Raw genomic sequence first — 22556 nt, forward strand, 5'->3', positions numbered from 1 at the left:
ATTCAGCCGCGCCGAGCGGCTGTTTTGATCGTGTACAGGCCGACGACGTCCGTCAGCGCGTGGATCAGCATCGCGGCGACCAGCCCGATGTACTCGGCGACGAAGCCGAAAATGACGCTGACCGTAAAGATTCCGGCAGCCTGGATGGCAACGCGTTTGTTCAGCCCATTGAAGCGGTAAGCCTTGGTGTGGGCGAGCACGAAGAGCGCGGATGTGATCCAGATGCCGATCAGCGGTTGAAGCGCACCCCGAAACAGCAGCTCCTCGCCGAAGCAGGCCGCCAGCGATATCCAGAGCGGATTCCAGCCATCGAGATTCAAGCGGCTGTAGCTTTCGATGGTGCTTCTGGTCGACTCCGAATTGGCCGCGAACCGGTAGCCGATCTGCGAAGCGGCCCAGTAACAGCAGCCGAATCCAAGTCCTATGCCCATCTGGTAGTGCAGCGGCAGGCCCGCCAGCAGCGAAGCGGCATACGGCGGCTTGTGCAAAAAGGCGATGACGATCAGCGCCAGACAGGACATCGCGGCGCACACCGCAAGCTGCCTGCCGACGCCGACTCTTTTCATGGCTTGCCTTGTTCGCTCAACAGCCGGGCCAGTGTCTTCTCGATGTCGACAGCGTAGAAGGCTTCGCGCATCTCGTACGGCGTCTGGCAGGGGATGGCGAGCTTGCCGCCATCCTTCAGGCCCAGCGTCACCTCATGCCGCGCCAGGCAGGCCGCTTTCATGGCAGGCCCGGTGGCGGCGTCGCCGAATACCGGATGGCCTTCGATGCTGGTCGCGTAGCTGTCCTGGTGGATGGATTTGCACACCTTCATGCCGTCGAGGATGATGCCTTCCGGCGTCTCGGTGGTGCCGCTGCGGCCGGCGCAGTCGTCGACCATCAGCTTGACCACGGCGCGCAGCACCATCCGGTCGCGCAAGGCCTGGCTGGGCGGACGCAGCGTCGCCAGGCCGGTCTTGGGCAGCACTTCATTCCATTGCTGTTCCATCGTCGGACCGGAAGACAGCAGCGCCGGCAGCACTTGCGGCTTGCAGGCCGCCGTATCGCCGCATTCCAGCGCCTGCGCGAAATCGGGTACCTGGCCCTGGCGCAGCAGATGGTAGAAGCGGTCGAAGCGCGCCAGCGCGGTGCCTGGCCCCTGGCGCGCGGCCAGGGCGTAGACATAGGCCGGCAGGCCGCACAAATATTCGAGCCGCTGGCTGCCGATCTGGCGCGGCGTCAGCGCGCGCCAGCTTTTGCCCTCGGTGTAGAGCACACACTCGGCCAGCGCCGTGTCCAGTTGTGCCGCCGCCTGCTGATGGCTGAGCCAACCCCGCCGCACCGATGTCAGCCAGCGCAGGAACTCGCCGCCGCCTTCGTTGATCAGGCGCGCATCGGGATAGACATCGACCGCGTCGCGCAGCTGGAAGCGGTGGCTGAATTCGTGCGAGACCAGCAGCGTCAGCTTGGCTTGATCTTCCGGTCCCGCCGCCTGCGGCCAGTTGAACAGGGCAAGGCGCAGGATGTTGCTCGCGTCGCCGCCGACATTGGGGCCGCCAGGTTCGCTGGCGCTGATGGCGGCGATCACCGGGCGGGTGAACACCGCCAGCGGCAGCTCCTTGCTCAGGAAGGCGATCGTGCCGTCGGCCACTTCGCGTATCTGCGCGACGGTCGCCGCCGACAGGCGCGGATCGAAGTAGTCCAGCGTGGTGCTGGTTTGCGGCGTCAGCATCAGCATCGCCGACGTGTCGCCGCCGCTGGTCGCGGGCGGCGTGGCCGTGTCGTGGTAGCGCTGGCCGTTCATGACGACATCGGCGGCGAGGAAGCGGTAGCGCACCGGCCCGCAGCTGTCGGCCAGCGCGTAGTTGGAGCTGTGGACGTACATGCCGCCCGGGGCGGGGAAGGAGCCGGGATAGCCGCTGATCTTCTGCATCGTCGCCGGCACGCGGAAGCGCGCGGTGCAGGCGCCGGCGCTTTTCAGCAGGTCGCCTTCGGCGGTGGCGCAATCGTTTTGCTTCTGCCATGCGGCGCGGATCTCCTGGCCGCCTCGCCCGTCCTTGAGGAAGGCGAGGGCGGTGCAATGCTCAGGCAGCGCGAAGCTCACCTCCAGCGCATCGGCGGAAACCAGTTTGATATCCACGTCGACGTTTGCCGAGTGGGCGGCGATCGGCAGCAGCGCTGCGACGATCAGGTGTGGCCAGGTACGCGAAATTTTCATGTCAGGCAGGTGCTGGAGTAAGCGCGCAAAAGTATCATAAATACAACCTCTGCACAAGCGCCGCCGACTTACAATCGACGCATGAAGATTCGTGCGTTGATTGTTCTTGCCGCGCTGTGCGCGGGTTGCGCCGCCGTGCCGCAGCGTGGGCCGGGCGTGGACGCCGACGTGCGCCGCCTGATGGACGCCGCCCTGGTGCCAGGCCTGGCGCTGGCCGTCATCGATCACGGCCAGGTGGTGTATCGCCACGCCTACGGCCACGCCGATGTCGCCGCGGCGCGGCCGCTGCGCACCGACACCATCATGTATGGCGCTTCATTGACGAAGGCGGCGTTTGCCTACATGGTGATGCAGCTGGTCGACGAGCAGGTGCTGGCGCTCGACGCGCCGTTGCCATCGTTGTTGAGCAAGCCGCTGCCCGACTATCCGGGCTACGCCGATCTGGGCGACGATCCGCGCTGGCGCCTGCTCACGCCGCGCATGCTGCTGTCCCACACCAGCGGCCTGCTGAACTGGCGCTTCATTAACGACAACCGCAAGCTCGATTTCAAGTACCCGCCGGGCAGCCGCTATGTGTATTCGGGCGAGGGGCTGCAGATCCTGCAACTTGTGGTTGAGGAGCGCACCGGCACGCCGCTGCAAACGCTGATGCGGCAGCGCGTGTTCGAACGCTTCGGCATGCGCAATACCAGCATGGTCTGGCGTGACGATTTTTCCGGGCGCGAGACCGTGCACTACGGCGGCGACGGCACGGTCATCGCCCATCAGCACCGCAGCCGCGCGCGGGCGGCGGGATCGATGGACACCACGCTCGACGACTACGCCAGCTTCATGGCCGGCGTGCTGCGCGGGGAGGGCTTGTCGGCAAAGGCGCGTGAGGAGATGTTCTCGCCGCAGCTGGCGATCGTCTCGCCGCGGCAGTTTCCGTCGCACTGGCCGGGGGAGACGGCTGCTTATCGCGGCATCGGCCTGGCTGCGGGCCTGGGCTGGGTGTTGTACAACTCGCCGCTGGGGCCGGCGTTCTTCAAGGAGGGCAATGACGACGGCACCAATAATTTCGCGCTCGGCTTCCTGCGCACGCAGAGCGGCGTCGTCATGCTAAGCAATAGCTCTAACGCGGACCGCATGTTCCTGCCTGCGGTCGAGCGCCTGTTCGGCGGGACCTGCCTGCCGTGGTACTGGATGGGGTATATCCCCTACGACCGTCCGGATCTGCGCCCACCGGATCGGCACGCGCAGCCTGTGCTCAGTCCTGGCTGCGAGTGAGCGGCTGCACCGACTCCACGCCGACGGCCGCGCTGCCTTCGGCCAGGCGCAGGTTCAGTGTACTGTGCGCCTTCAGCTGCGCCGGCGCGCGGACGATGGCCCCCTGGTCGTCGGTGACGATGGCATAGCCGCGCTCCAGCGTGCGCTGGGGATTGAGCAGCTCCAGTTGCGAGGACAGCGCCGCCAGCGCGTCGCGCCGCTGCGCCAGTTGCGTGGACACGCTCATCGTCGCGCGGTGCTGGAAATCCGACAGCCTCGAACGCGCCGCCGTCACATCGGGCTTGCGCGCGCCGAGGCGGCCGCTCAAACGGTCCAATTGAAAGCGCGCCTGCGACAGCGGCGCGCGGTTCGCGTGCGTCATCGCGGTCGACAGCGCCAGCAGCTTGAGGCGCTGCTGCTTGATCTGCGCGCCGGGGCTGAGCAGGCGGCGCGTGTAGTTATCCAATGTCTGCGATGCTTCGCCCACGCTGCGCCGCATCGCGCGCCGCAGGTCGATCGCGTCGGCGCGCAGGGAGGCCATCCAGTCCGCGCGCGGCGTGACGGCCAGTTCGGCGGCGGCGGTCGGCGTGGCGGCGCGCAGGTCGGCGGCGAAGTCGCAGATGGTGAAGTCGGTCTCGTGGCCGACGCCGGAGATCACCGGCATGCGGCAGTTGGCCACCGCGTAGGCCACGTCCTCGTCGTTGAAGGACCACAGGTCTTCGATGCTGCCGCCGCCCCGGCAGACGATCAGCACGTCGCAGTCGTTGCGCAGCGAGGCGGTGTCGATGGCGGCGGCGATCTTCTCGCCCGCGCCCTGGCCCTGCACCGGCGTCGGATACAGCACGACATGCACATGCGGGGCGCGGCGCTTGAGCGCGGTGAGCACGTCGCGCAGCGCCGCCGCCTGCGGGCTGGTGACGATGCCCACGGTGCGCGGGAACAGCGGCAAGGCGCGCTTGCGCTCCGGGTGGAACAGGCCGGCCGCGTCGAGCTTCTCCTTCAGGCGTTGGAAGGCTTCGAACAGCGAGCCGACGCCGGCCCGGCGTATCGCCTCCACATTGATCTGGTAGTCGCCGCGCGCGCCGTACAGCGTGACCAGCGCCCGCACTTCAACGCGGTCGCCCTCGCGCGGCACGAAGCCGGCGTATTGGGCACGGCCGCGGAACATCACCGCGCGCACCTGGGCCGCGTCGTCCTTCAGCGTGAAATACCAGTGGCCGGAACTGGCCCGCGTGAAGTTGGAGATCTCGCCGGAGATCCACGTGAGCGGGAAGCTGCGCTCCAGCAGCCGCGCCACCGCCTGGTTGAGCGCGCTGACGGTGATGACGGGGGCTGCGGCGGGGGCGGGTTCGTGGTGGTCGTCGAAGTTCATAAATTTCAAAAATGGAAACTATCCACACTTTGTGAGTTTGGTAACACAGCGGTCACAGAGCATCTAAAGCGGTAAGTATTATAGGTAGGTATATGATTTTAAAGGGTAAACATTTCTGCCGTATTTGCGTGCAACGAGGAAAAACCCTTATGGATCAAGTACTTTGCCTTAGCCACCGGCAGTTACGCACAAAGTTATCCACAAAAGATGTGTGAAACTTTTGTGAGCGATAGCTATTTTCTTCTTGTTGATTTTATCATGCTCAAAATTTACGCAGAGAAAGTATATTGTGACAAATCAATGACTTAAGTGTTGGGCCAGGGTATTGCGCACACTTTTATCCACAGAAGATGTGCAAAACTTTGGACTTGCGCCCAGGCCGCACTTTTCGGTGAATGAGGGTGTCGAGGTCGTCTCCGCACTCGGCCGGTGGGGATGGGGATAAAAAACCGCCTGCTTCATTTTTGCGCAGGGTAATAAAAGCCATATAAATCAATGACTTTGAACATGTCGGTAGGCCTTGCTAACAATCTTATCCACACAAAATGTGCAGAAGTGCCTGCTTTTCCACGATAGACGGATCTTATCGGTAGCGGACTCGGCTGTTGCGGTGGAAAACCCGGGTTTCACTGGGAAAACCGGTTAAAAGGGATGGTCTGCACGGTTTTTACTCACGGCAAAAAATCCCTTATAAATCAACGATCTTTCACTATGTGGGAGGCGTTGCTAACAATCTTATCCACATTAAGTGTGCAGAAGTCCACACCCATACCGGTGCCGGGCGAGGGCGATTTTGGCGATTTTCCCTGCGCTTTTTTTACGCATGGAAAAAATATCCTTATAAATCAATGACTTTGTATACAGTGTAGCTCCTTGCTAACAATCTTATCCACATTTTTTGTGCAGAACTCCACATGGCCCGCGACTTGGCCACTTTTGGTGGCTGGAATTATCGTAACGACAAGGCTTAGGGCGCGGATAAGCCGATATGCCAGATTTTTACGCATGGAAAGAATATCGATTGAAATCAAGGACTTGGAAGGTCATCGTATGCCTTGCTCACAATCTTATCAACAGAATATGGGCATAACTGGGCACAACTTTTGCTGGGCAAAAAGCGGGCCCGGCTGTTCAAACTGCGTCATTTTTGAGCTTTGAGATTATCTTCTTTAAAATCAATGGCTTGAGTTGGCTTGGTAGGCATTGCGCACACAATTGTCCACAGAAAATGTGCAGAACTCCACATGGTCGTACGATGACTGCTGTGAGGCGGCGCTCCGGCTGCCATCCACCACTTGCCGAGGACGGCCCAACAAGATACATTGCGCCTTCGGGTGTTTATCTAGACAGGAGTTCCTTTTGCTCGCCATATTACAAGCCGCCGGTTGGCCTATCTGGTTGTTGCTGGTTGCATCGATCGTCGCGACCGCGCTGATCATCGAGCGCTTGCTGTATCTGCGCCGCAGCAAGATCCTGCCTAAAAAATTGCTGGACGAGGTGGTGCAGGTCTACCGCAGCGGCAATATCACGCCCGATGTGATCGACAAGCTGGAGAAGAGTTCGCCGCTGGGCGTGGTGCTGTCGGCCGCGCTGCGCAATATCGATTCGCCGCGCGAAGTGATGAAGGAATCCATCGAAGAGGCCGGCAGTGGCGTGGCCCACATGCTGGAACGCTTCCTGACCACGCTGGGCACCATCGCCGAATTGGCTACCTTGATGGGCCTGTTCGGCACCGTGGTCGGCATGATCGAGATTTTCGGTTCGCAGACCGGCACCGGCGCCAATCCTACCCAGCTGGCGCATGGCATTTCGGTGGCGCTGTACAACACCGGCTTTGGTATCGCCATCGCGATGCCGACCATGGTGTTCTACCGCCACTTCCGCGCGCTGGTCAACAGCTTCGTCATCGAGATGGAGCAGCAGGCGGTGAAGTTCGTCGACCTGGTCCACTGCAAGCGCAAGTAAGGACGGGCCATGAATTTCCGCAAGGGACAAAGCCGCGAAGATCCGCATATCAACCTGATCCCGTTCATCGACGTGCTGCTGGTGATCCTGATCTTCCTGATGGTGACGACCACCTACAGCAAGTTCACCGAGCTGCAGATCACGCTGCCGACCGCCGATGCGCAGAAGGCGGCCGACAAACCGTTCGAACTGAACGTGACGGTCGATGCCAAGGGCAACTACACGATCAATGGCGAGCCGGTGTCCTTCCATGATGTCGCCGGCTTTGCGCAGGCCATGAAGAGTGCGGCCGACAAGGGCGGCATGGCCGGCAAGTCGCCGGTGGTGATCGTCAATGCCGACCAGTTCGCGATGCACCAGATGGTGATCAACGTGATGGAAGCGGCGCGCATCGCAGGCTACGACAAGCTGACCTTCGCCGCGCAGACCAGTGGCACGACCAAGTAATTGCCCTACGCGTGACCACATCTTCTCCCTCCAAATCGTCGGCGCTGGAAACCACGCTGACGCGTAACTGGCTGCGGCGCGGGCCGCTCGCCTGTGCCTTGTGGCCGGTGTCGCTGCTGTTCCGCGCGCTCAGCGGCGTGCGGGCCGCGCTGTTCCGAGCCGGCGTGCTGACGTCCTCGCGGCTGCCGGTGCCGGTGGTCGTGGTGGGCAATATCTACATCGGCGGCACCGGCAAGACGCCGCTGACCATCTGGCTGGTGCAGGCGCTGCAAGCGGCCGGCATGAAGCCGGGCGTGATCTCGCGTGGACATGGCAGCGACGGCGTGCACGGGCGCGAGGTGGGCGCCGCATCCACGCCGGCGCAGGTCGGCGACGAACCGCTTTTAATCAAGCAAAGAACCGGCTGCCCGGTGATGGTGGGGCGCGACCGTGCCGCCACCGGCCGCGCGCTGCTGGCCGCGCATCCCGATGTGGACATCCTGCTGACCGACGACGGCCTGCAGCACTACGCCTTGCAGCGCGACGTGGAAATCATCCTGTTCGACGGCCGCGGTGCCGGCAACGGCTGGCTGCTGCCGGCCGGCCCGCTGCGGGAGCCGGTCTCGCGCCGGCGCGACTTCACCGTCATCAATGCGCCGCTGCTGACCGAGGAACTGGTGCGCAACGTCGGCGGCCGGGCTATCCAGATGACGCTGGAGGGCCAGTACGCCGAGCAGCTGATCGACCGCTCGCAGCGCCGCACGCTCGCCAGCCTGGCCGGCACCGGCCTGCGCCTGGCGGCGGCGGCCGGCATCGGCAACCCGTCGCGCTTTTTCGGCATGCTCAAGGCCGCCGGCCTGGGCATCGCCGAGCTGCCCTTGCCCGACCATCACGACTTCCAGGACCGCCCGTTTGCCGCGCTCGATGCGGACCTGATCTTGATGACCGAGAAGGATGCAGTAAAATGTGCGCAAATTGAAGAACTCAGAGACGACCCGCGACTATGGGTCGTCCCGGTGACGGCGCGCATCGATGGCGCGCTGGCCGACCAAATTGTGGAGAAATGTCGTGGACGCTCGTTTGCTTGATATCCTGGTATGCCCGGTCTGCAAAGGCCCCCTGGAGTACGATAAAAAAGCCCAGGAAATGATTTGCAAGGGCGATCGCCTGGCCTATCCTATCCGCGACGGCATCCCCATCATGTGGGCCGACGAGGCGCGCACGCTGCAGGACAAGGCGGAATAAGCAGTGTCCTTCGTCGCCATCATTCCGGCCCGCCTGGCCTCGACCCGGCTGCCGAACAAGCCCCTGGCCGACCTGGGCGGCAAGCCCATGGTGGTGCGCGTGGCCGAGCGCGCGCAGCTGGCCGGTGCCGCCCGCGTCATCGTCGCCACCGACCATGAAGACATCCGCGCCGCCTGCGTACAGCATGGCGTGGAAGTGTGCATGACCCGCGCCGACCATCCGTCCGGCACCGACCGCATCGCCGAAGTGGCGCGCGCGCTGAACCTGCCGGCCGACGCCGTCGTCGTCAATCTGCAGGGCGACGAGCCGCTGATCGACCCGGAACTGCTGCAGGCGGCCGCCTCGCGCATCAGCGCCGAGGTGCCGATGTCCACCTGCGCCCACCCGCTGCACGACGCCGCCGACGCCTTCAACCCCAACGTGGTCAAGGTGGTGCTGGACAAGACCGGCCGGGCCCTCTATTTTTCGCGCGCGACCATACCCTGGCATCGCGACGCCTTTGCGCAGTCCAAGGACGCGCTGCCTGCCGCTTACGTGCCGCTCCGTCACATCGGACTGTACGCCTACCGCAACGACTTCCTGCAAGCCTACCCGGCGCTGGAAGTGTCGCCGCTGGAAGCCATTGAGGCACTGGAACAGCTGCGCGTGCTCTGGCACGGCTATCCCATCGCGGTCCATGTGACCGACTCTGCGCCTGCGGCCGGGGTGGATACGCCGGAAGACCTGGCCCGCGTCCGGCAGTTCTATTGATCTGTGTCAAAGGATGCGTCAGCCAGCAGTCAGTTACAACTGATATAACGAAGACAATGGTGCGATATTCATACGGAATATCGGGCCGTACCCCGGTTTCGCCAGCTAAGAACGGTTCAAACCGTCACAAATTGGCGTTGAGACGAAGTTTTGTGGTAAGTTTCGTACGATCCAATACTAACTAACCCACATCCATATCTGTTTTAGGAATTTTTCATGCGTCTTATTCTTTTAGGAGCACCAGGTGCAGGCAAGGGCACCCAGGCTAATTTCATCAAAGAAAAATATAACATCCCGCAAATCTCCACCGGCGACATGCTGCGCGCGGCGATCAAGGCGGGTTCGGAATTAGGCCTGGCCGCCAAGAAGGTGATGGATGAGGGTGGTTTGGTATCGGATGACATCATCATCGGCCTGGTCAAGGACCGCCTGGCCCAGCCGGATTGTGCCAACGGCTACCTGTTCGACGGCTTCCCACGCACCGTGGCCCAGGCCGACGCGATGAAGGACAGCGGCGTCAAGGTCGACTACGTGCTGGAAATCGCCGTGCCGGACGAATCGATCATCGAGCGCATGGATGGCCGCCGTTGCCACCCGGGTTCGGGCCGCGTGTACCACGTCAAATTCAATCCGCCTAAAGTCGAAGGCAAGGACGATGTCACCGGTGAAGACCTGGTGCAGCGTGACGACGACAAGGCAGCGACCGTCAAGAAGCGACTGGACGTTTATCACAACCAGACCGAAGTGCTGCTGGGTTACTACAATACCTGGGCACAATCGGGCCAGCCTGGTGCGCCGAAATACCGCCGCATCGAAGGCGTCGGCCCCGTCGAGCAAATTCGCGACAGCGCGTTTGCCGCGCTGGCGAAATAAGCGGTAAAGTAGAGCGGACCGAGTGTCCGCTTTTTTTGCGCCCAAAATCGGCTGGATGCCATCCCGTTTTATGAAGTGTTGCAGTTCGCAGGTTTAGTTGGCTGCGCTTGCCTACCCGGCGGGCGTTGGTTTTCTGAAGTGTGGGTTTGTAGGCTCGATCAATAAAAATAAGGGGACACTATGGCAGCTAGTCTTTGGTTTGCAGTTGCGTGCGGCGTGATCGCCGTGATTTACGGTTTATGGTCTCGTAGCTGGATTTTGCGACAGGACGCGGGCAACGCCCGCATGCAGGAAATCGCACTGGCCATCCAGCAGGGCGCCGCCGCCTACCTGGCGCGCCAGTATCGCACCATCGGCATCGTCGGCGTGGTGCTGCTCATCCTCATCGCTGTCTTACTCGATATGCACACCGCGATCGGCTTCCTGATCGGCGCGGTGCTGTCCGGCGCCTGCGGCTTCATCGGCATGAACGTCTCCGTGCGCGCCAACGTGCGCACCGCTCAGGCGGCCACCAAGGGCATGAACGAGGCGCTCGACGTCGCCTTCAAGGGCGGCGCGATCACCGGCATGCTGGTGGTCGGCCTGGGCCTGCTGGGCGTGGTGCTGTTCTATCTGTTCCTGGTCGCGATGGCGCCGGGTGCGCCGAATCCGCCGCTCAATCCGCACGATGTGATCAAGCCGCTGATCGGCCTGGCCTTCGGCGCGTCGCTGATTTCGATCTTCGCCCGTCTGGGCGGGGGCATCTTCACCAAGGGCGCGGACGTCGGCGCCGACCTGGTGGGCAAGGTGGAGGCGGGCATCCCCGAGGACGACCCGCGCAACCCGGCGGTGATCGCCGATAACGTCGGCGACAACGTCGGCGATTGCGCCGGCATGGCGGCCGACCTGTTCGAAACCTATGTGGTGACGCTGATCGCCACCATGCTGCTGGGCGCCTTGCTGATCACCTCCGCGCCGACGTCGGCCATCATCTACCCGCTGCTGCTGGGCGCGGTGTCCATCATCGCTTCCATCATCGGCTGCTCGATGGTCAAGGCCAAGCCGGGCAAGAAAATCATGTCGGCGCTGTACACCGGCCTGTGGTGGGCGGCCGGCCTGTCGCTGATCGGCTTCGCCGTGGTGACGTGGCAGATCTGGCCCGATGAAGCCATGCGCATGAAGATGATGGGCTGCACCGTGGTCGGCATCGTGCTGACCGGGCTGATGGTCTACATCACCGAGTACTACACCGGCACCGATTTCGCGCCGGTCAAGCATATCGCCGAGGCTTCGACCACCGGCCACGGCACCAACATCATCGCCGGCCTGGGCGTGTCGATGAAGTCCACTGCCTATCCGGTGCTGGCGGTGTGCGCGGCGATCCTGGTGTCGTACCAGCTGGGCCAGCTGTACGGCGTGGCGATCGCGGCCACCGCGATGCTGTCGATGGCCGGCATCATCGTGGCGCTGGACGCCTACGGCCCGATCACCGACAACGCCGGCGGCATCGCCGAAATGTCGGGCATGCCGGAATCGGTGCGCGCGATTACCGATCCGCTGGACGCGGTGGGCAACACCACCAAGGCCGTCACCAAGGGCTATGCGATCGGTTCGGCCGGCCTGGCCGCGCTGGTGCTGTTCGCCGACTACACGCACGCGCTGGAATCGACCGGCAAGAGCATCACCTTCGACCTGTCGAATCCGATGGTGATCGTCGGCCTGATCATCGGCGGCCTGATACCCTACCTGTTCGGCGCGATGGCGATGGAGGCCGTGGGCCGCGCCGCCGGCGCCGTGGTGGTGGAAGTGCGCCGCCAGTTCCGCGACATCAAGGGCATCATGGACGGCACCGGCAAGCCGGAGTACGACAAGGCGGTCGACATGCTGACCGCGTCGGCGATCAAGGAAATGATCATTCCTTCGCTGCTGCCGGTGGTGGTGCCGATTGTGGTCGGCATGCTGCTGGGTGCGGCCGCGCTGGGCGGCATGCTGATGGGGACCATCGTCACCGGCCTGTTCGTGGCGATCTCGATGACCACCGGCGGCGGCGCCTGGGACAACGCCAAGAAATACATCGAAGACGGCCACTTCGGCGGCAAGGGTTCGGACGCGCACAAGGCGGCCGTCACCGGGGACACCGTGGGCGATCCGTACAAGGATACGGCGGGTCCGGCGGTCAACCCGCTGATCAAGATCATCAACATCGTGGCCTTGCTGCTGGTGCCGCTGTTGCCTGCCTCGGGCTGGCTGGCGGTGAGCGTCGCCGCCCCGGCGCCGCTGGCCGCGCCCGCGACCTCGACGATGGCGCCGCCTGCGATGATGATGGCGCCTGCCGTGGCGCCGCCTCCGCCGGTGGACTCGACCATGGCCCCAGCGCCTGCCTCCGCACCGGATTCCGCTTCCCCTCAAGTTAAATAAAAGATACTATTTCGCCCAAGGCAAGACGATGCGTCGTCTGCCTTGGGCCTTTCTTTTTTTACTTTCCCGAGACCACCTCCATGAATAAAATGCTGCCTGCGCGCCAGGCTGTCCTGCTGTCGTCCCTGCTGTTGACCGCCGGCGCCGCCAGCGCCGATACGGGACTGTTGATCTCCAATCCGAAAACGAGCAATGACGGTACCTATGTGTACTACGAGTTCGACTACACCGGCGCGCCCAACTTTGTTCGAGTGTTTATCGACACCGACAGGAATGCCACCAAGGGCTACACGAAGGGCGACATCGGCAGTGAGTTCATGGTTGAAAACGGCGTGCTGTTTAAATATTCAGGCGTGGGCAAGACCGACTGGAAGTGGCAGGTTGACGACACCAACAATGGCCGCATCGCCGGATATTCGGCAGCCAATGGACGGGTCCGATTGATGATCAAGCGCAGCAGCATCGGCGCCGACGTTTCCGCTGCACAGGCGGACGATCTGGTGTTCGACATTCAGGAAGGCTCCACATCTCACACCACGCCAAAACTGACGCACACCTACACTCGCGTGACGGTGCCGACACTGGAACGATTTGAGCTGGTCACGTCGGATGGCCTGCAGCAAGGTGCGCAAACTGCGCCAAACGTCAAACCCTGGTCGCCCAACAATGACTGGGGCGGCCATATGTCGCGTGTCGCGACTACCGCCGACGGTACCGTGTACATGCTGAACCTGGTGCTGACAGGCGAGGGCGGTGTGCAGGAAGGCTGGCAATTGCGGAAACGGACGCAGGCATCCGGCACATGGGAGGCGGTGGCATCTGGCCCGAGCCTGGATGAGGCGCACTTGTTACTGTCGCCGATAACCGGCAAGGTATATGTCATTGCCCATCCTGAAGGAAAACCTGCGATCGGAGTGGAGCCGTCTTTCACGATGCAGGCGATCCCCGGCAACTGGAGCCAGCTGACGCGCAGCCAACGACACTACGGCAACGCCGGCATAGGGGAAAATGGACAAATATGCTTGAAGGCGTCGTGGGAGGGGCGAGACACTGGCGATACCTATACGCAATACAACTGTACGGCGGAGACGCTGGGAGAGCCGACCTTTGCGGTGGCAACGTTTGATTCCAAACGCATCGGTGAACGGTCGGTGTACGACTATATTTTCCCTGGCGTGGCGAATTCGCTGTTTTTCACCTCGTCGCAGCTGGACCTGACGAAGGAGATTGCCGGGTATCCCCGTTACACTGGCAATAGCTATGTGTTTAATGGCGTGAAGGGATTTGTCTTCCCCAGCGGGCGCACATGGGATGTAATGGAGCCGCTCGGCGTAAACGACAAGCCAACGGCGACGGTGGCGCCGGAGTTGCAGCAAATAGACGCCTACGTGGACACCAAGGGACGGGCGTTTTCCATTGCGCTGAAACGTACGACGGATGGCAATTCGTCTTTGAGCCAGAACTACTTTGATTTGTCAGTCACCGATCCTGTGACGGGGCATGGCATCTACCGGGGACGGCTGCAGGACCTGTCTAGCGGAAGCGGGCACATCGTGGAAGATGCCCACAAAAACCTCTACCTGATCTGGAGTTCGATATGGAAGTCAACGGTCCTCAAGGTCTTTCGGCTGACCGAGGGCACCGATGCCGCTGGTGCGCCCGCTTTCTCTCTCTCCCTGGCCGCCGATTTGACCAACAGTTTTGCCTCGTTCGACCGGGGCTGGGAGCAGATGGCCTACGCCGCCGCCACCGGGGGGCGGGCATTGTACTTGGCCAGCCCGCGCGGCGGAACCGCGCGCAGCGGCTCGGTCGATGGCTACCTGAATGCCTGCGCGACCGAATTCGATCCTCCGGTAGTGGTCAATGGGCAGACGCAGCCTAGGCCGAAGGGTTACAACGCGGACAAGTGCTTTGGAGATCAAAAAAAGGACCAAATGAAACTGATATATTTCCGCATCCGCTTGCCTGACTAAGGTTACTAATTGTTTCATTCGCTTCCCTCCGGTGCTAGACCTGCTATTAATGAAAGGTGTAGCACTACGCGAGGTGATGCCATGAACATGTTGAAACCGGCGCTGACGCTGGCCTTCCTGCTGGGAGCACTGGCCAGTCCTGATGCCTGGACGCAAGGTCGCGGCCATGGAGGGGGCGGGCACGGCTACCATCACGGCCACGGCCACGGCCATGGTCATGGTTATGTCCGTGAGGGCATCATAGTCGGCGCACCGGTGTATTGGCCGCGCTATGGCTACCTCGATCCCTACTACGACCGCTACTACTATCCGCCCGGCTACTATGCCGGCGCTCCGCTGTACCTGCCGCCGGCCGATGCGCCGTCGTTGCCCAGAAGGCTGTACTACTGCGGCAACCCGCGCGGCTACTTCCCGAACGTTGGCGCCTGCCTGGTGCCTTGGCGCGTGCTGACGGCCACCGTGGTGCCGTCGCCATGACGCCGCGCAGCGCGCTGTTCCTGGCTGCGCTGGTTGCAGCGCAGGCGACGGCCCAGTCGCCCGTAGCCGTGCCAGGCATCAACCGGGACGTCACCTCGGCCGAGCTGCGGGATTACGCCCGGCTGCCGGTCTGCACGCTCAGTGCGGACGGCAAGCGCCTGGCCGTCGAACCCTGCCGCACGGCGCCGGCGCGCGTGCCGATGCCGCGTCGTCCGGTGCCGCTGACGATACAGCGCATGCCCATCGTCAAGCAGGCGCCGCAAGTGGCGATGCCGTCCGCGCCGCCGGTTCCATCGATGCAAACCTTGCTCACCCCACCCAACGCTCCGCAAGTGCTGAATGGCTGCAGCACCACCGGTTGCTACGACGCCAACGGCGTCCACATCAACAACGCCGGTCCCGGCACCGTCGTCTCGCCGACGGGAAAACTGTGCCAGCGCAACGGCGCCTTGATGCAATGCTGAGGCGCTGACGGGTCTCCCGGTCGCCAGGAAAATTGCAGCCTTTGTTTGATCGAATCGACATCAGCCCCCTAGGCGGCGGGCTCCGCCAATGCCATAGTAATTGGGCTGCCCCGTCCTTTTCGATCCAACCATCTGATGAACATCCACTTGAGCGACGTGCAAAACAATCCGGCGGCCGGTTGGCCCGTGGTTGTCGATCTCGATGGAACGTTGACGCCAACCGATACGCTGCTTGAGTCGGTCATCCAGCTCGTCAAGCAGTCGCCGCTCAATTTACTGCGCCTGCCTTTCTGGCTGTTGAAAGGTCGTGCAGCTTTCAAGGAAGCGGTCTGCTCCCGTACAGTGTTCTCCGCAGCCCGCTTGCCCTACCACGAGGCGTTGCTGGCGTATCTCCACGATGAAAAAAACAAGGGGCGCCGTATCATCCTCGCGACGGCGGCGCATCAATCCATCGCCCAACGCGTCTCCGACCATCTCGGTTTGTTTGACGATGTGCTGGCATCCGGCACAGGCCGCAATCTCAAGGGCAACGCCAAGCTGGAGGCGATACAGGAAAAGGTTGGAACAGAGTTTGTGTACGCCGGTGATAGCCGCGCGGACATCCCCATTTGGAACGCGGCGCAAGCGGCTATCCTGGTTGGGGCCTCCGCCGGCCTGTCCAAGTCCGTCCGACAACGCAACACAATCGAGCAAGAGTTTCCGAAAGAATCGGTACGCCTTTCCACGTGGGTGAGGGCCTTGCGAGTACACCAGTGGCTGAAAAACCTGCTGTTGTTCGTGCCCCTGCTGACAGCCTTTTCGTTCACGGATATCGGGAAGCTTGCGACCACAGCGCTGGCTTTTTTGTCCTTCTCGTTTGCCGCTTCGGCAACCTATCTGGTCAACGATTTGTGGGACTTGGAAAGCGACCGCGCTCATCCCCGAAAAAAAGACCGTCCATTCGCCAGCGCCAAGATCCCGATTCTTGTCGGGCTTGCCGTTGCGGGTTGCCTGCTCGTCCTGGCGTTCATGCTGGCGCTGGTGGTGTCCCCGGCGTTCTCTTTCATGCTGCTGTTGTACGTGGTGCTGACCAGCACCTACAGCTGGATGTTCAAGGAGTACGTGCTGATCGACGTGATCATGCTGTCTCTGCTCTACACCCTGCGCATCCTTGCTGGCTCAGTAGCCATCGCCGTCGTCACCAGCGCCTGGCTGTTGGCCTTTTCGGTGTTCATGTTCTTGAGCCTGGCATTGGTGAAGCGCTGTTCCGAATTGATCTCGCTGGAACAGAACGGCAAGGCCGCCGCGCGTGGCCGCGATTACCGGGTGACGGACTTGGCGGTGCTATGGCCGCTGGGTGTGTCCTCCGCCATGTCCGCAGTCGTGGTCTTCGGGCTGTTTATCAATGCCCCCGATACCCAATCCCGCTACGCGACACCCAGCCTGTTGTGGCTGGTTGCCATCGGTTTGATTTACTGGCTGGCCCGGCTTTGGATCAAGACCTCGCGCGGGGAGATGCACGACGATCCCGTGATCTATGCGATCAAAGACCGTGGCAGCCGGAGCACCGTCGTCGTCATGGGCGTCACGATGATCGTCGCGCACTTTCTCGTGTTGGATGGACTGCTGTGAATACTCTTCTGATTGCAATCGTGAGCATCGCGCTCTCTGTCGCCGCGCAGTTTGCCTTGAAGGCGGGCATGTCCAGCTTGGCGGTGAGGGAGGTCATGGCGCAACCGCTGGCGCTGCGTACCTTCATCACGGTGCTTTCAAACAGCTACGTGCTGGGCGGTTTCTTCCTGTACGGGCTCGGCGCCATCGTCTGGCTTGAGGTGCTATTCAAGTGGGACATCAGCAAGGCGTATCCATTGGTTGGCCTGGGCTTTGGACTCACCGTCATCGTCGGCTTGCTGGCAGGCGAGCAGGTGACGATGCCGCGCGCCGCCGGGGTTGCGCTGATTTGTGTCGGGGTTTTTTTAGTCAGCAAGAGCTAAGTTATGCGAACTCGTATTGGTGAAAAGCAGTGCCTGGCCTTGATCCTGGTTCTTGCGTTCTTCGCACGGGCCGCGACAGCGCTAGCCTTTCAATTCCAGCCGGTCAGCGACTATGCCGGATATGAACACATGGCCGTGAACCTGCTGGCTGGCAGGGGCTTGGTTGAAGGCGGCAATTCCGCATTCTTGAGCGCCGGTTATCCGCTGTTTGTTTTAGCGCCAGTCTTTGCCGTCTGTGGCCACCACTTGCTGGCGGCGCTGCTTGCGAACGCAGTGCTGTGCACGGTCAGCGGATGGCTGATTTATCTGATCGCCAAGGAGGCTGGCGCGGGCAGGCCAGGGCGGCTACTCAGCGTCGGCATCTATGCCATTTATTTGCCTTCGTGGATTTATGCGGCCTATCTTGCCAAGGAAAACCTCATGACACCGCTGATGCTCGGTGTTGTCCTGCTGTCCCTGCGATGCGTACGCAATCCATCTGCGCGGATAGCGGTCTCCGTCGGGGCTGTTCTTGGACTGCTTGCAATCACTGGAAATGCCGGGTTGGCGCTCACGCCGATGCTGGCGATCGCGCTGGCGATGTCGCCATTGTCTGTTCCCGAGAAATTGGCCAGGCTGGGCTTGGCCGGACTCGTCGCGGTGCTGGTTGTGGCCCCCTGGCTGGTGCGCAACTACCAAGCCGTCGGCGCCCCCGTCTTGAATACGAACGGAGGCTTTAATCTCTACTTGGGAAACAATCCCGCCGCCGACGGCATGTTCATCTCCATAGCCGACACGCCCAGAGGCGCGACCTGGCAGCAGTTGCGCAAGCAAGGGGAGGTGGCGGCAAACAACACATTGAAAGCAGAAGCGCTGGCCTGGATAAGGCGGAACCCAGCCAGGTTCCTCACCCTGTCCTTTCAAAAAGCCGCCCTGTTCTGGATGCCCCCGATACACGAGGGGGAGGGGCCCCAGTCCAAAGGGGAGGCCCTGACGCGGCTGGCCTGGCTCGCCCAGTATCTTTTGATCTGCGGGGCGGCGGTGGCCGGCATGGCCTGTCGGCGGCTGCGCACCCCCAACACCGGCCTCATCTGGCTGGCCATCCTGGGCTACACCGCCGTGCACATGATTTTCTACGTGATTTATCGCTACCGGGAGCCGATCATGCCTCTGCTGATCATTCTCGCCGCACTGGTCATCGATTTCCTCATCTCCGATAAAAAATTCGCTACAATTGCGAGGTGACGTTAACGTAAACGTCAAATAAAAACGAGATAGGGACACTCATGCAAATTCAGGACAATGTATTCATCGTAACCGGCGGCGCTTCGGGCCTGGGCGCCGCCACCGCCCGCATGATCACCGCCAACGGCGGCAAAGTCGTGCTGGCCGACGTGCAAGTGGAACCGGGCGAGGCGCTGGCCGCCGAGCTCAAGGCGGTATTCGTCAAATGCGACGTCACCTCGGAAGCCGACGGCAAGGCCGTGGTCGACGCCGCCGTCGCCTTGGGCACGCTGCGCGGCCTGATCAACTGCGCCGGCGTGGCGCCAGCCATCAAGACCGTCGGCAAGGATGGCCCGCACCCGCTGGACGTATTCCAGCGCACCGTCAACATCAACCTGGTCGGCACCTTCAACATGGCCCGCCTGGCGGCTGACGCCATGGGCAAGACCGCCGCCACCGACAGCGGCGAACGCGGCGTGATCATCAACACCGCCTCCGTCGCAGCGTTCGACGGCCAGATCGGCCAGGCCGCCTACGCCGCCTCCAAGGCCGCCGTCGCCGGCCTGACGCTGCCGATGGCGCGCGACCTGTCGCGCAGCGCCATCCGCGTGATGACCATCGCCCCGGGCATCTTCGAAACGCCTATGCTGATGGGCATGCCGGAAGAAGTGCGCACCGCGCTGGGCAATATGGTGCCGTTCCCGCCGCGCCTCGGCCGTCCTGACGAGTACGCCCACCTGGCCAAGGCCATTATCGAAAACACCATGATGAACGGCGAAACCATCCGTCTGGACGGCGCCATCCGCATGCAGCCGAAGTAAGCAGGCGAAGTAAGCAGCGCGAAAACGATTTACTCGATTTCGTGTAGGATGCCAGGGTGATCGGGCGCGCGGCCCAGGCCGCGCGCCTCTTATTTTGGAGAGTCCATGTTCCGTTTGAAGCCCCTGGCGCTCAGCTTCGCGCTGTCCCTTCCACTGCTGGCCGCGCTGCACGCGCCGGCCTACGCACAACGCACCAGCGCCGACGCCGCGCCCGAAATCGCCACCGGCTATGCCGAGAAGACCGGCAAGTCCGCGCAAAAATTCATGGTGGCGGCAGCCAATCCGCTGGCCACCCAGGCCGGCTACCAGATGCTCAAGCAGGGCGGCAGCGCGATCGACGCCGCCATCGCCACCCAGCTGGTGCTGACGCTGGTGGAGCCGCAATCGTCCGGCATCGGCGGCGGTTCCTTCCTGCTGTACTCCGACGGCAAGCGCGTGCAATCCTACGACGGCCGCGAAACCGCGCCCGCCGCGGCGGACGAGCACCTGTTCCAGGACAAGGATGGCAAGGCCGTCTCGCGCGAGATCGGCGTGATCGGCGGTCGCTCGGTCGGCGCGCCCGGCGTGCTGCGCATGCTGGAGCTGGCGCACAAGGAGCACGGCAAGCTGCCATGGAAAACCCTGTTCGCACCGGCCATCAAGCTGGCCGAAGACGGCTTCAATGTCAGCCCGCGCCTGAACGCGCTGCTGTCGTACGACCGCTACCTGGCGCGCGACCCGGTCGCCAAGGCCTACTTCTTCGGCGAGGACGGCAAACCGCGTCCGGTCGGCTACCTGCTGAAGAACCCCGAACTGGCGCGCACGCTGCGCGAGATCGCCGACGGCGGCGCCGACGCCTTCTACAAAGGCCGCATCGCCCGCGACATCGCCGCCAAGGTGGCCGCGCATCCGACCAACCCGGGCAAGCTGACCGCCGCCGACATCGCCGGCTACCAGGCCAAGGAACGCACGCCGGTCTGCAGCGACTACAAGGCCTGGACCGTGTGCGGCGCACCGCCGCCATCCTCGGGCGGCATCGCCATCGCGCAGATGCTGGGGATACTGGAAGTGAAGGACATCGCCCCCTACAAGCCGGTCAACGGCGCGCTGACGGCCGAAGGCATCCACCTGTTCACCGAGGCGGGCCGCCTGGCCTACGCGGACCGCAACCGCTACGCGGCCGACACCGACTTCGTGCCGTTGCCGGGCAAGGGTGTGGCGGCCTTGCTGGACAAGGGCTACCTGAAGCAGCGCGCTTCGCTGATCGGCGAGAAGTCCATGGGGCGCGCCAACTACGGCGTGCCGGCCACGATGCAGGTGGCCTGGGGCGCCGACACCGCCATCGACAAACCATCCACCTCCCATCTGGTGGCGGTGGACGCCTTTGGCGGCGGCCTGTCGATGACCACCTCGGTGGAAGACGCCTTCGGCGCGCGCCAGATGGTCGACGGCTTCATGCTGAATAATCAACTGACCGATTTCTCCTTCGATTCGCAGGACGAGAATGGCCCGATCGCCAACCGCGTGCAGGCCGGCAAACGTCCGCGCAGCGCCATGTCGCCGACGCTGGTGTTCGACAAGGGCACGCACAAGCTGGTGCTGGCCACCGGCTCGCCGGGCGGTTCGACCATCATCAACTACGTGGCCAAGGTGCTGGTCGGTACGCTGGACTGGAAGCTCGATGTGCAGCAGGCCATCAGCCTGCCCAACTTCGGCAGCCGCAACGGCCCGACCGAGCTGGAAGCAGGGCGCGTGACGCCGGCCGTGATCGAGCAGCTGAAGGCGCGCGGCCACCAGGTGCGCGAGTTCGAGCTCAATTCCGGCCTGCAGGGCATCCAGCGCCGCACCGTCAACGGCAAGCCGGAGTGGTTCGGCGGCGCCGATCCCCGTCGCGAAGGTGTCGTATTAGGCGAATAATGGTGTCAAACGGCGTCAAACGCGCCCCAAATCCGGCAGACCCTGCTAATCTTGTCGCATGGGAATTCAAAAGAAAACAGGGTTGATCCTGACGGGCGGCGGCGCCCGCGCCGCCTACCAGGTCGGCGTGCTGCAGGCGATCTCGGAGATACTGTGGGAAGCGGGCTGGCCTCCCGCGCGCAACCCGTTCGACATCATCTGCGGCACCTCGGCCGGCGCCATCAACGCCACCGCGCTGGCCTGCCGCGCCGATAACTTCGGCGAGGGCGTGCAGAAGCTGCTCGACGTCTGGCAGCACATCGAGGTCGAACAGGTCTACCGCGCCGATTCGCTGGGCGTGATCCGTTCCGGCGCGCGCTGGCTCTCGCTGCTGTCGTTCGGCTGGCTGCTGCGCAAATGGCGGGCCGCGCCGCCCGCGTCGCTGCTCGACAACACCCCGCTGGTCGGCCTGCTGCACCGCATGCTCGACCTGCCGCGCCTGGACGCGGTGCTGTCGGAAGGCCTGCTGCACGCGCTGGCCGTCACCGCCTCGTCCTACACCGCCGGCAACCACCTTACCTTCTACCAGACCGCCGCCGACATCGCGCCGTGGATACGCATGCAGCGCGTGGCGCTGCAGGACCAGATCGGCGTCGAGCACCTGCTGGCGTCGTCGGCGATACCCTTCATCTTCCCGGCCACACCGCTGTACATGGGCGGCCACCGCGAATACTGCGGCGACGGCTCGATGCGCCAGCTGGCGCCGATCTCGCCGGCCATCCATCTCGGCGCCAGCAAGGTGCTGGTGGTCGGCGCCGGACGCCTGACCGAACCGGCCCGCAGCGCCGCCGAAAAGAGCGCCGCCCGCTATCCCAGCCTGGCGCAGATCGCCGGCCACGCGATGTCCTCGATCTTCCTCGACAGCCTGGCGGTCGACATCGAGCGCCTGGAGCGGGTCAACAAGACCCTGTCCATGCTGCCGCCGGAGCTGCTCGAGCAGACGCCGCTCAAGCCGGTCAAGCTGCTGGTGATCGCGCCGTCCGAGCGGCTCGACGACATCGCCAGCCGCCACATCGCCAGTTTGCCGGCGCCGATACGCACCATGCTGTCGGGGATAGGGGCCACCGAAACACGCGGCGCCGCACTCGCGTCGTACCTGTTGTTCGAATCGACGTATACTTGCGAGTTGATCCGCCTCGGACAGCGCGACACGCAAGCGCGCAAGGACGATGTGCTGGCCTTCTTCGAATCCTGAAAACGGGGCTTTCCTTGTTGTTTTTTCTACGCCTTTGTAGCC

Annotated in this window: 20 protein-coding genes; 17 read left to right on the plus strand and 3 right to left on the minus strand. The window is 63.0% G+C overall.

The genetic code is table 11. The annotated features are described in order from the left end of the window. Window positions 1-2 precede the first annotated feature (2 nt). Both DUGA2_RS15035 and DUGA2_RS15040 read right to left on the minus strand, forming a co-directional pair. Window positions 3-566, minus strand: coding sequence for a CPBP family intramembrane glutamic endopeptidase (locus DUGA2_RS15035; protein ID WP_083296335.1), 564 nt, complete (start codon window positions 564-566; stop codon window positions 3-5). Beyond that, window positions 563-2200, minus strand: coding sequence for a hypothetical protein (locus DUGA2_RS15040; RefSeq protein WP_070270062.1), 1638 nt, complete (start codon window positions 2198-2200; stop codon window positions 563-565). Before DUGA2_RS15040 ends, DUGA2_RS15035 begins: the two co-directional genes overlap by 4 nt. 81 nt (window positions 2201-2281) lie before the next feature. Between DUGA2_RS15040 and DUGA2_RS15045 the strand changes: the two genes are divergently transcribed. After that, on the plus strand, window positions 2282-3466 hold the full coding sequence (locus tag DUGA2_RS15045) for a serine hydrolase (RefSeq protein ID WP_141753284.1): 1185 nt from the start codon (window positions 2282-2284) through the stop codon (window positions 3464-3466). Here the strand turns inward: DUGA2_RS15045 and xseA are convergent. Beyond that, window positions 3447-4817, minus strand: coding sequence for an exodeoxyribonuclease VII large subunit (gene xseA / locus DUGA2_RS15050; RefSeq protein WP_070270066.1), 1371 nt, complete (start codon window positions 4815-4817; stop codon window positions 3447-3449). The two genes, DUGA2_RS15045 and xseA, sit on opposite strands and share 20 nt — an antisense overlap. Window positions 4818-6176: 1359 nt before the next feature. Here xseA and DUGA2_RS15055 point away from each other — a divergent pair. The 16 genes from DUGA2_RS15055 (at window position 6177) to DUGA2_RS15125 (ending at window position 22514) form a co-directional block, all read left to right on the plus strand. Further along, window positions 6177-6782, plus strand: coding sequence for a MotA/TolQ/ExbB proton channel family protein (locus DUGA2_RS15055; protein ID WP_008446341.1), 606 nt, complete (start codon window positions 6177-6179; stop codon window positions 6780-6782). 9 nt (window positions 6783-6791) lie between these two features. Next, a complete protein-coding gene (locus tag DUGA2_RS15060) occupies window positions 6792-7229 on the plus strand; it encodes a biopolymer transporter ExbD (RefSeq protein ID WP_070270067.1) in 438 nt (145 codons plus the stop codon). 11 nt (window positions 7230-7240) lie between these two features. After that, window positions 7241-8296, plus strand: coding sequence for a tetraacyldisaccharide 4'-kinase (gene lpxK / locus DUGA2_RS15065; protein ID WP_070270069.1), 1056 nt, complete (start codon window positions 7241-7243; stop codon window positions 8294-8296). Continuing rightward, window positions 8277-8453, plus strand: a complete 177-nt coding sequence (locus tag DUGA2_RS32680; RefSeq protein ID WP_008446346.1) for a Trm112 family protein — start codon at window positions 8277-8279, stop codon at window positions 8451-8453. The genes lpxK and DUGA2_RS32680 overlap by 20 nt, the downstream gene beginning before the upstream one ends. Window positions 8454-8456: 3 nt before the next feature. Beyond that, complete coding sequence (gene kdsB / locus DUGA2_RS15070; RefSeq protein ID WP_070270070.1) at window positions 8457-9203, plus strand: 3-deoxy-manno-octulosonate cytidylyltransferase; 747 nt, start codon at window positions 8457-8459, stop codon at window positions 9201-9203. Between the two features lie 216 nt (window positions 9204-9419). Further along, entirely contained in the window at window positions 9420-10076 is a 657-nt protein-coding gene (adk, locus tag DUGA2_RS15075; RefSeq protein WP_070270072.1) for an adenylate kinase, read from the plus strand. Between the two features lie 180 nt (window positions 10077-10256). Continuing rightward, window positions 10257-12473, plus strand: coding sequence for a sodium-translocating pyrophosphatase (locus DUGA2_RS15080; protein ID WP_070270074.1), 2217 nt, complete (start codon window positions 10257-10259; stop codon window positions 12471-12473). 80 nt (window positions 12474-12553) lie between these two features. Continuing rightward, the gene (locus DUGA2_RS15085; RefSeq protein WP_141753285.1) at window positions 12554-14446 is read left to right on the plus strand and encodes a hypothetical protein; all 1893 of its coding nucleotides are present in this window, start codon (window positions 12554-12556) and stop codon (window positions 14444-14446) included. An 81-nt stretch (window positions 14447-14527) separates the two neighbouring features. Next, a complete protein-coding gene (locus DUGA2_RS15090) occupies window positions 14528-14923 on the plus strand; it encodes a hypothetical protein (RefSeq protein WP_070270079.1) in 396 nt (131 codons plus the stop codon). Further along, the gene (locus tag DUGA2_RS15095; RefSeq protein ID WP_070270080.1) at window positions 14920-15387 is read left to right on the plus strand and encodes a hypothetical protein; all 468 of its coding nucleotides are present in this window, start codon (window positions 14920-14922) and stop codon (window positions 15385-15387) included. Before DUGA2_RS15090 ends, DUGA2_RS15095 begins: the two co-directional genes overlap by 4 nt. A 135-nt stretch (window positions 15388-15522) precedes the next feature. After that, window positions 15523-16998: a UbiA family prenyltransferase gene (locus tag DUGA2_RS15100; RefSeq protein WP_070270081.1), complete on the plus strand. Its 1476-nt coding sequence runs from the start codon at window positions 15523-15525 to the stop codon at window positions 16996-16998. Beyond that, window positions 16995-17360, plus strand: coding sequence for a hypothetical protein (locus DUGA2_RS15105; protein WP_070270082.1), 366 nt, complete (start codon window positions 16995-16997; stop codon window positions 17358-17360). Before DUGA2_RS15100 ends, DUGA2_RS15105 begins: the two co-directional genes overlap by 4 nt. A gap of 3 nt (window positions 17361-17363) precedes the next feature. Further along, window positions 17364-18584, plus strand: coding sequence for a glycosyltransferase family 39 protein (locus DUGA2_RS15110; RefSeq protein ID WP_070270083.1), 1221 nt, complete (start codon window positions 17364-17366; stop codon window positions 18582-18584). A gap of 41 nt (window positions 18585-18625) precedes the next feature. Further along, the gene (locus DUGA2_RS15115) at window positions 18626-19384 is read left to right on the plus strand and encodes an SDR family NAD(P)-dependent oxidoreductase (protein WP_070270085.1); all 759 of its coding nucleotides are present in this window, start codon (window positions 18626-18628) and stop codon (window positions 19382-19384) included. 105 nt (window positions 19385-19489) lie between these two features. Then, a complete protein-coding gene (gene ggt / locus DUGA2_RS15120) occupies window positions 19490-21280 on the plus strand; it encodes a gamma-glutamyltransferase (protein ID WP_070270086.1) in 1791 nt (596 codons plus the stop codon). 58 nt (window positions 21281-21338) lie between these two features. Next, on the plus strand, window positions 21339-22514 hold the full coding sequence (locus DUGA2_RS15125; protein ID WP_070270088.1) for a patatin-like phospholipase family protein: 1176 nt from the start codon (window positions 21339-21341) through the stop codon (window positions 22512-22514). The last annotated feature ends 42 nt before the right edge of the window (window positions 22515-22556 follow it).

Source organism: Duganella sp. HH101 (genome assembly GCF_001758795.1).
Lineage (GTDB): Bacteria > Pseudomonadota > Gammaproteobacteria > Burkholderiales > Burkholderiaceae_D > Rugamonas > Rugamonas rivuli.

What these genes read in the sequence shown, in the direction of transcription:
- DUGA2_RS15035 (WP_083296335.1), bottom strand. Translation starts at nt 566, where the DNA reads ATGAAAAGAGTCGGCGTCGGCAGGCAGCTTGCGGTGTGCGCCGCGATG.
- DUGA2_RS15040 (WP_070270062.1), bottom strand. Translation starts at nt 2,200, where the DNA reads ATGAAAATTTCGCGTACCTGGCCACACCTGATCGTCGCAGCGCTGCTG.
- DUGA2_RS15045 (WP_141753284.1), top strand. Translation starts at nt 2,282, where the DNA reads ATGAAGATTCGTGCGTTGATTGTTCTTGCCGCGCTGTGCGCGGGTTGC.
- xseA (WP_070270066.1), bottom strand. Translation starts at nt 4,817, where the DNA reads ATGAACTTCGACGACCACCACGAACCCGCCCCCGCCGCAGCCCCCGTC.
- DUGA2_RS15060 (WP_070270067.1), top strand. Translation starts at nt 6,792, where the DNA reads ATGAATTTCCGCAAGGGACAAAGCCGCGAAGATCCGCATATCAACCTG.
- adk (WP_070270072.1), top strand. Translation starts at nt 9,420, where the DNA reads ATGCGTCTTATTCTTTTAGGAGCACCAGGTGCAGGCAAGGGCACCCAG.
- DUGA2_RS15080 (WP_070270074.1), top strand. Translation starts at nt 10,257, where the DNA reads ATGGCAGCTAGTCTTTGGTTTGCAGTTGCGTGCGGCGTGATCGCCGTG.
- DUGA2_RS15085 (WP_141753285.1), top strand. Translation starts at nt 12,554, where the DNA reads ATGAATAAAATGCTGCCTGCGCGCCAGGCTGTCCTGCTGTCGTCCCTG.
- DUGA2_RS15090 (WP_070270079.1), top strand. Translation starts at nt 14,528, where the DNA reads ATGAACATGTTGAAACCGGCGCTGACGCTGGCCTTCCTGCTGGGAGCA.
- DUGA2_RS15095 (WP_070270080.1), top strand. Translation starts at nt 14,920, where the DNA reads ATGACGCCGCGCAGCGCGCTGTTCCTGGCTGCGCTGGTTGCAGCGCAG.
- DUGA2_RS15100 (WP_070270081.1), top strand. Translation starts at nt 15,523, where the DNA reads ATGAACATCCACTTGAGCGACGTGCAAAACAATCCGGCGGCCGGTTGG.
- DUGA2_RS15110 (WP_070270083.1), top strand. Translation starts at nt 17,364, where the DNA reads ATGCGAACTCGTATTGGTGAAAAGCAGTGCCTGGCCTTGATCCTGGTT.
- DUGA2_RS15115 (WP_070270085.1), top strand. Translation starts at nt 18,626, where the DNA reads ATGCAAATTCAGGACAATGTATTCATCGTAACCGGCGGCGCTTCGGGC.
- ggt (WP_070270086.1), top strand. Translation starts at nt 19,490, where the DNA reads ATGTTCCGTTTGAAGCCCCTGGCGCTCAGCTTCGCGCTGTCCCTTCCA.
- DUGA2_RS15125 (WP_070270088.1), top strand. Translation starts at nt 21,339, where the DNA reads ATGGGAATTCAAAAGAAAACAGGGTTGATCCTGACGGGCGGCGGCGCC.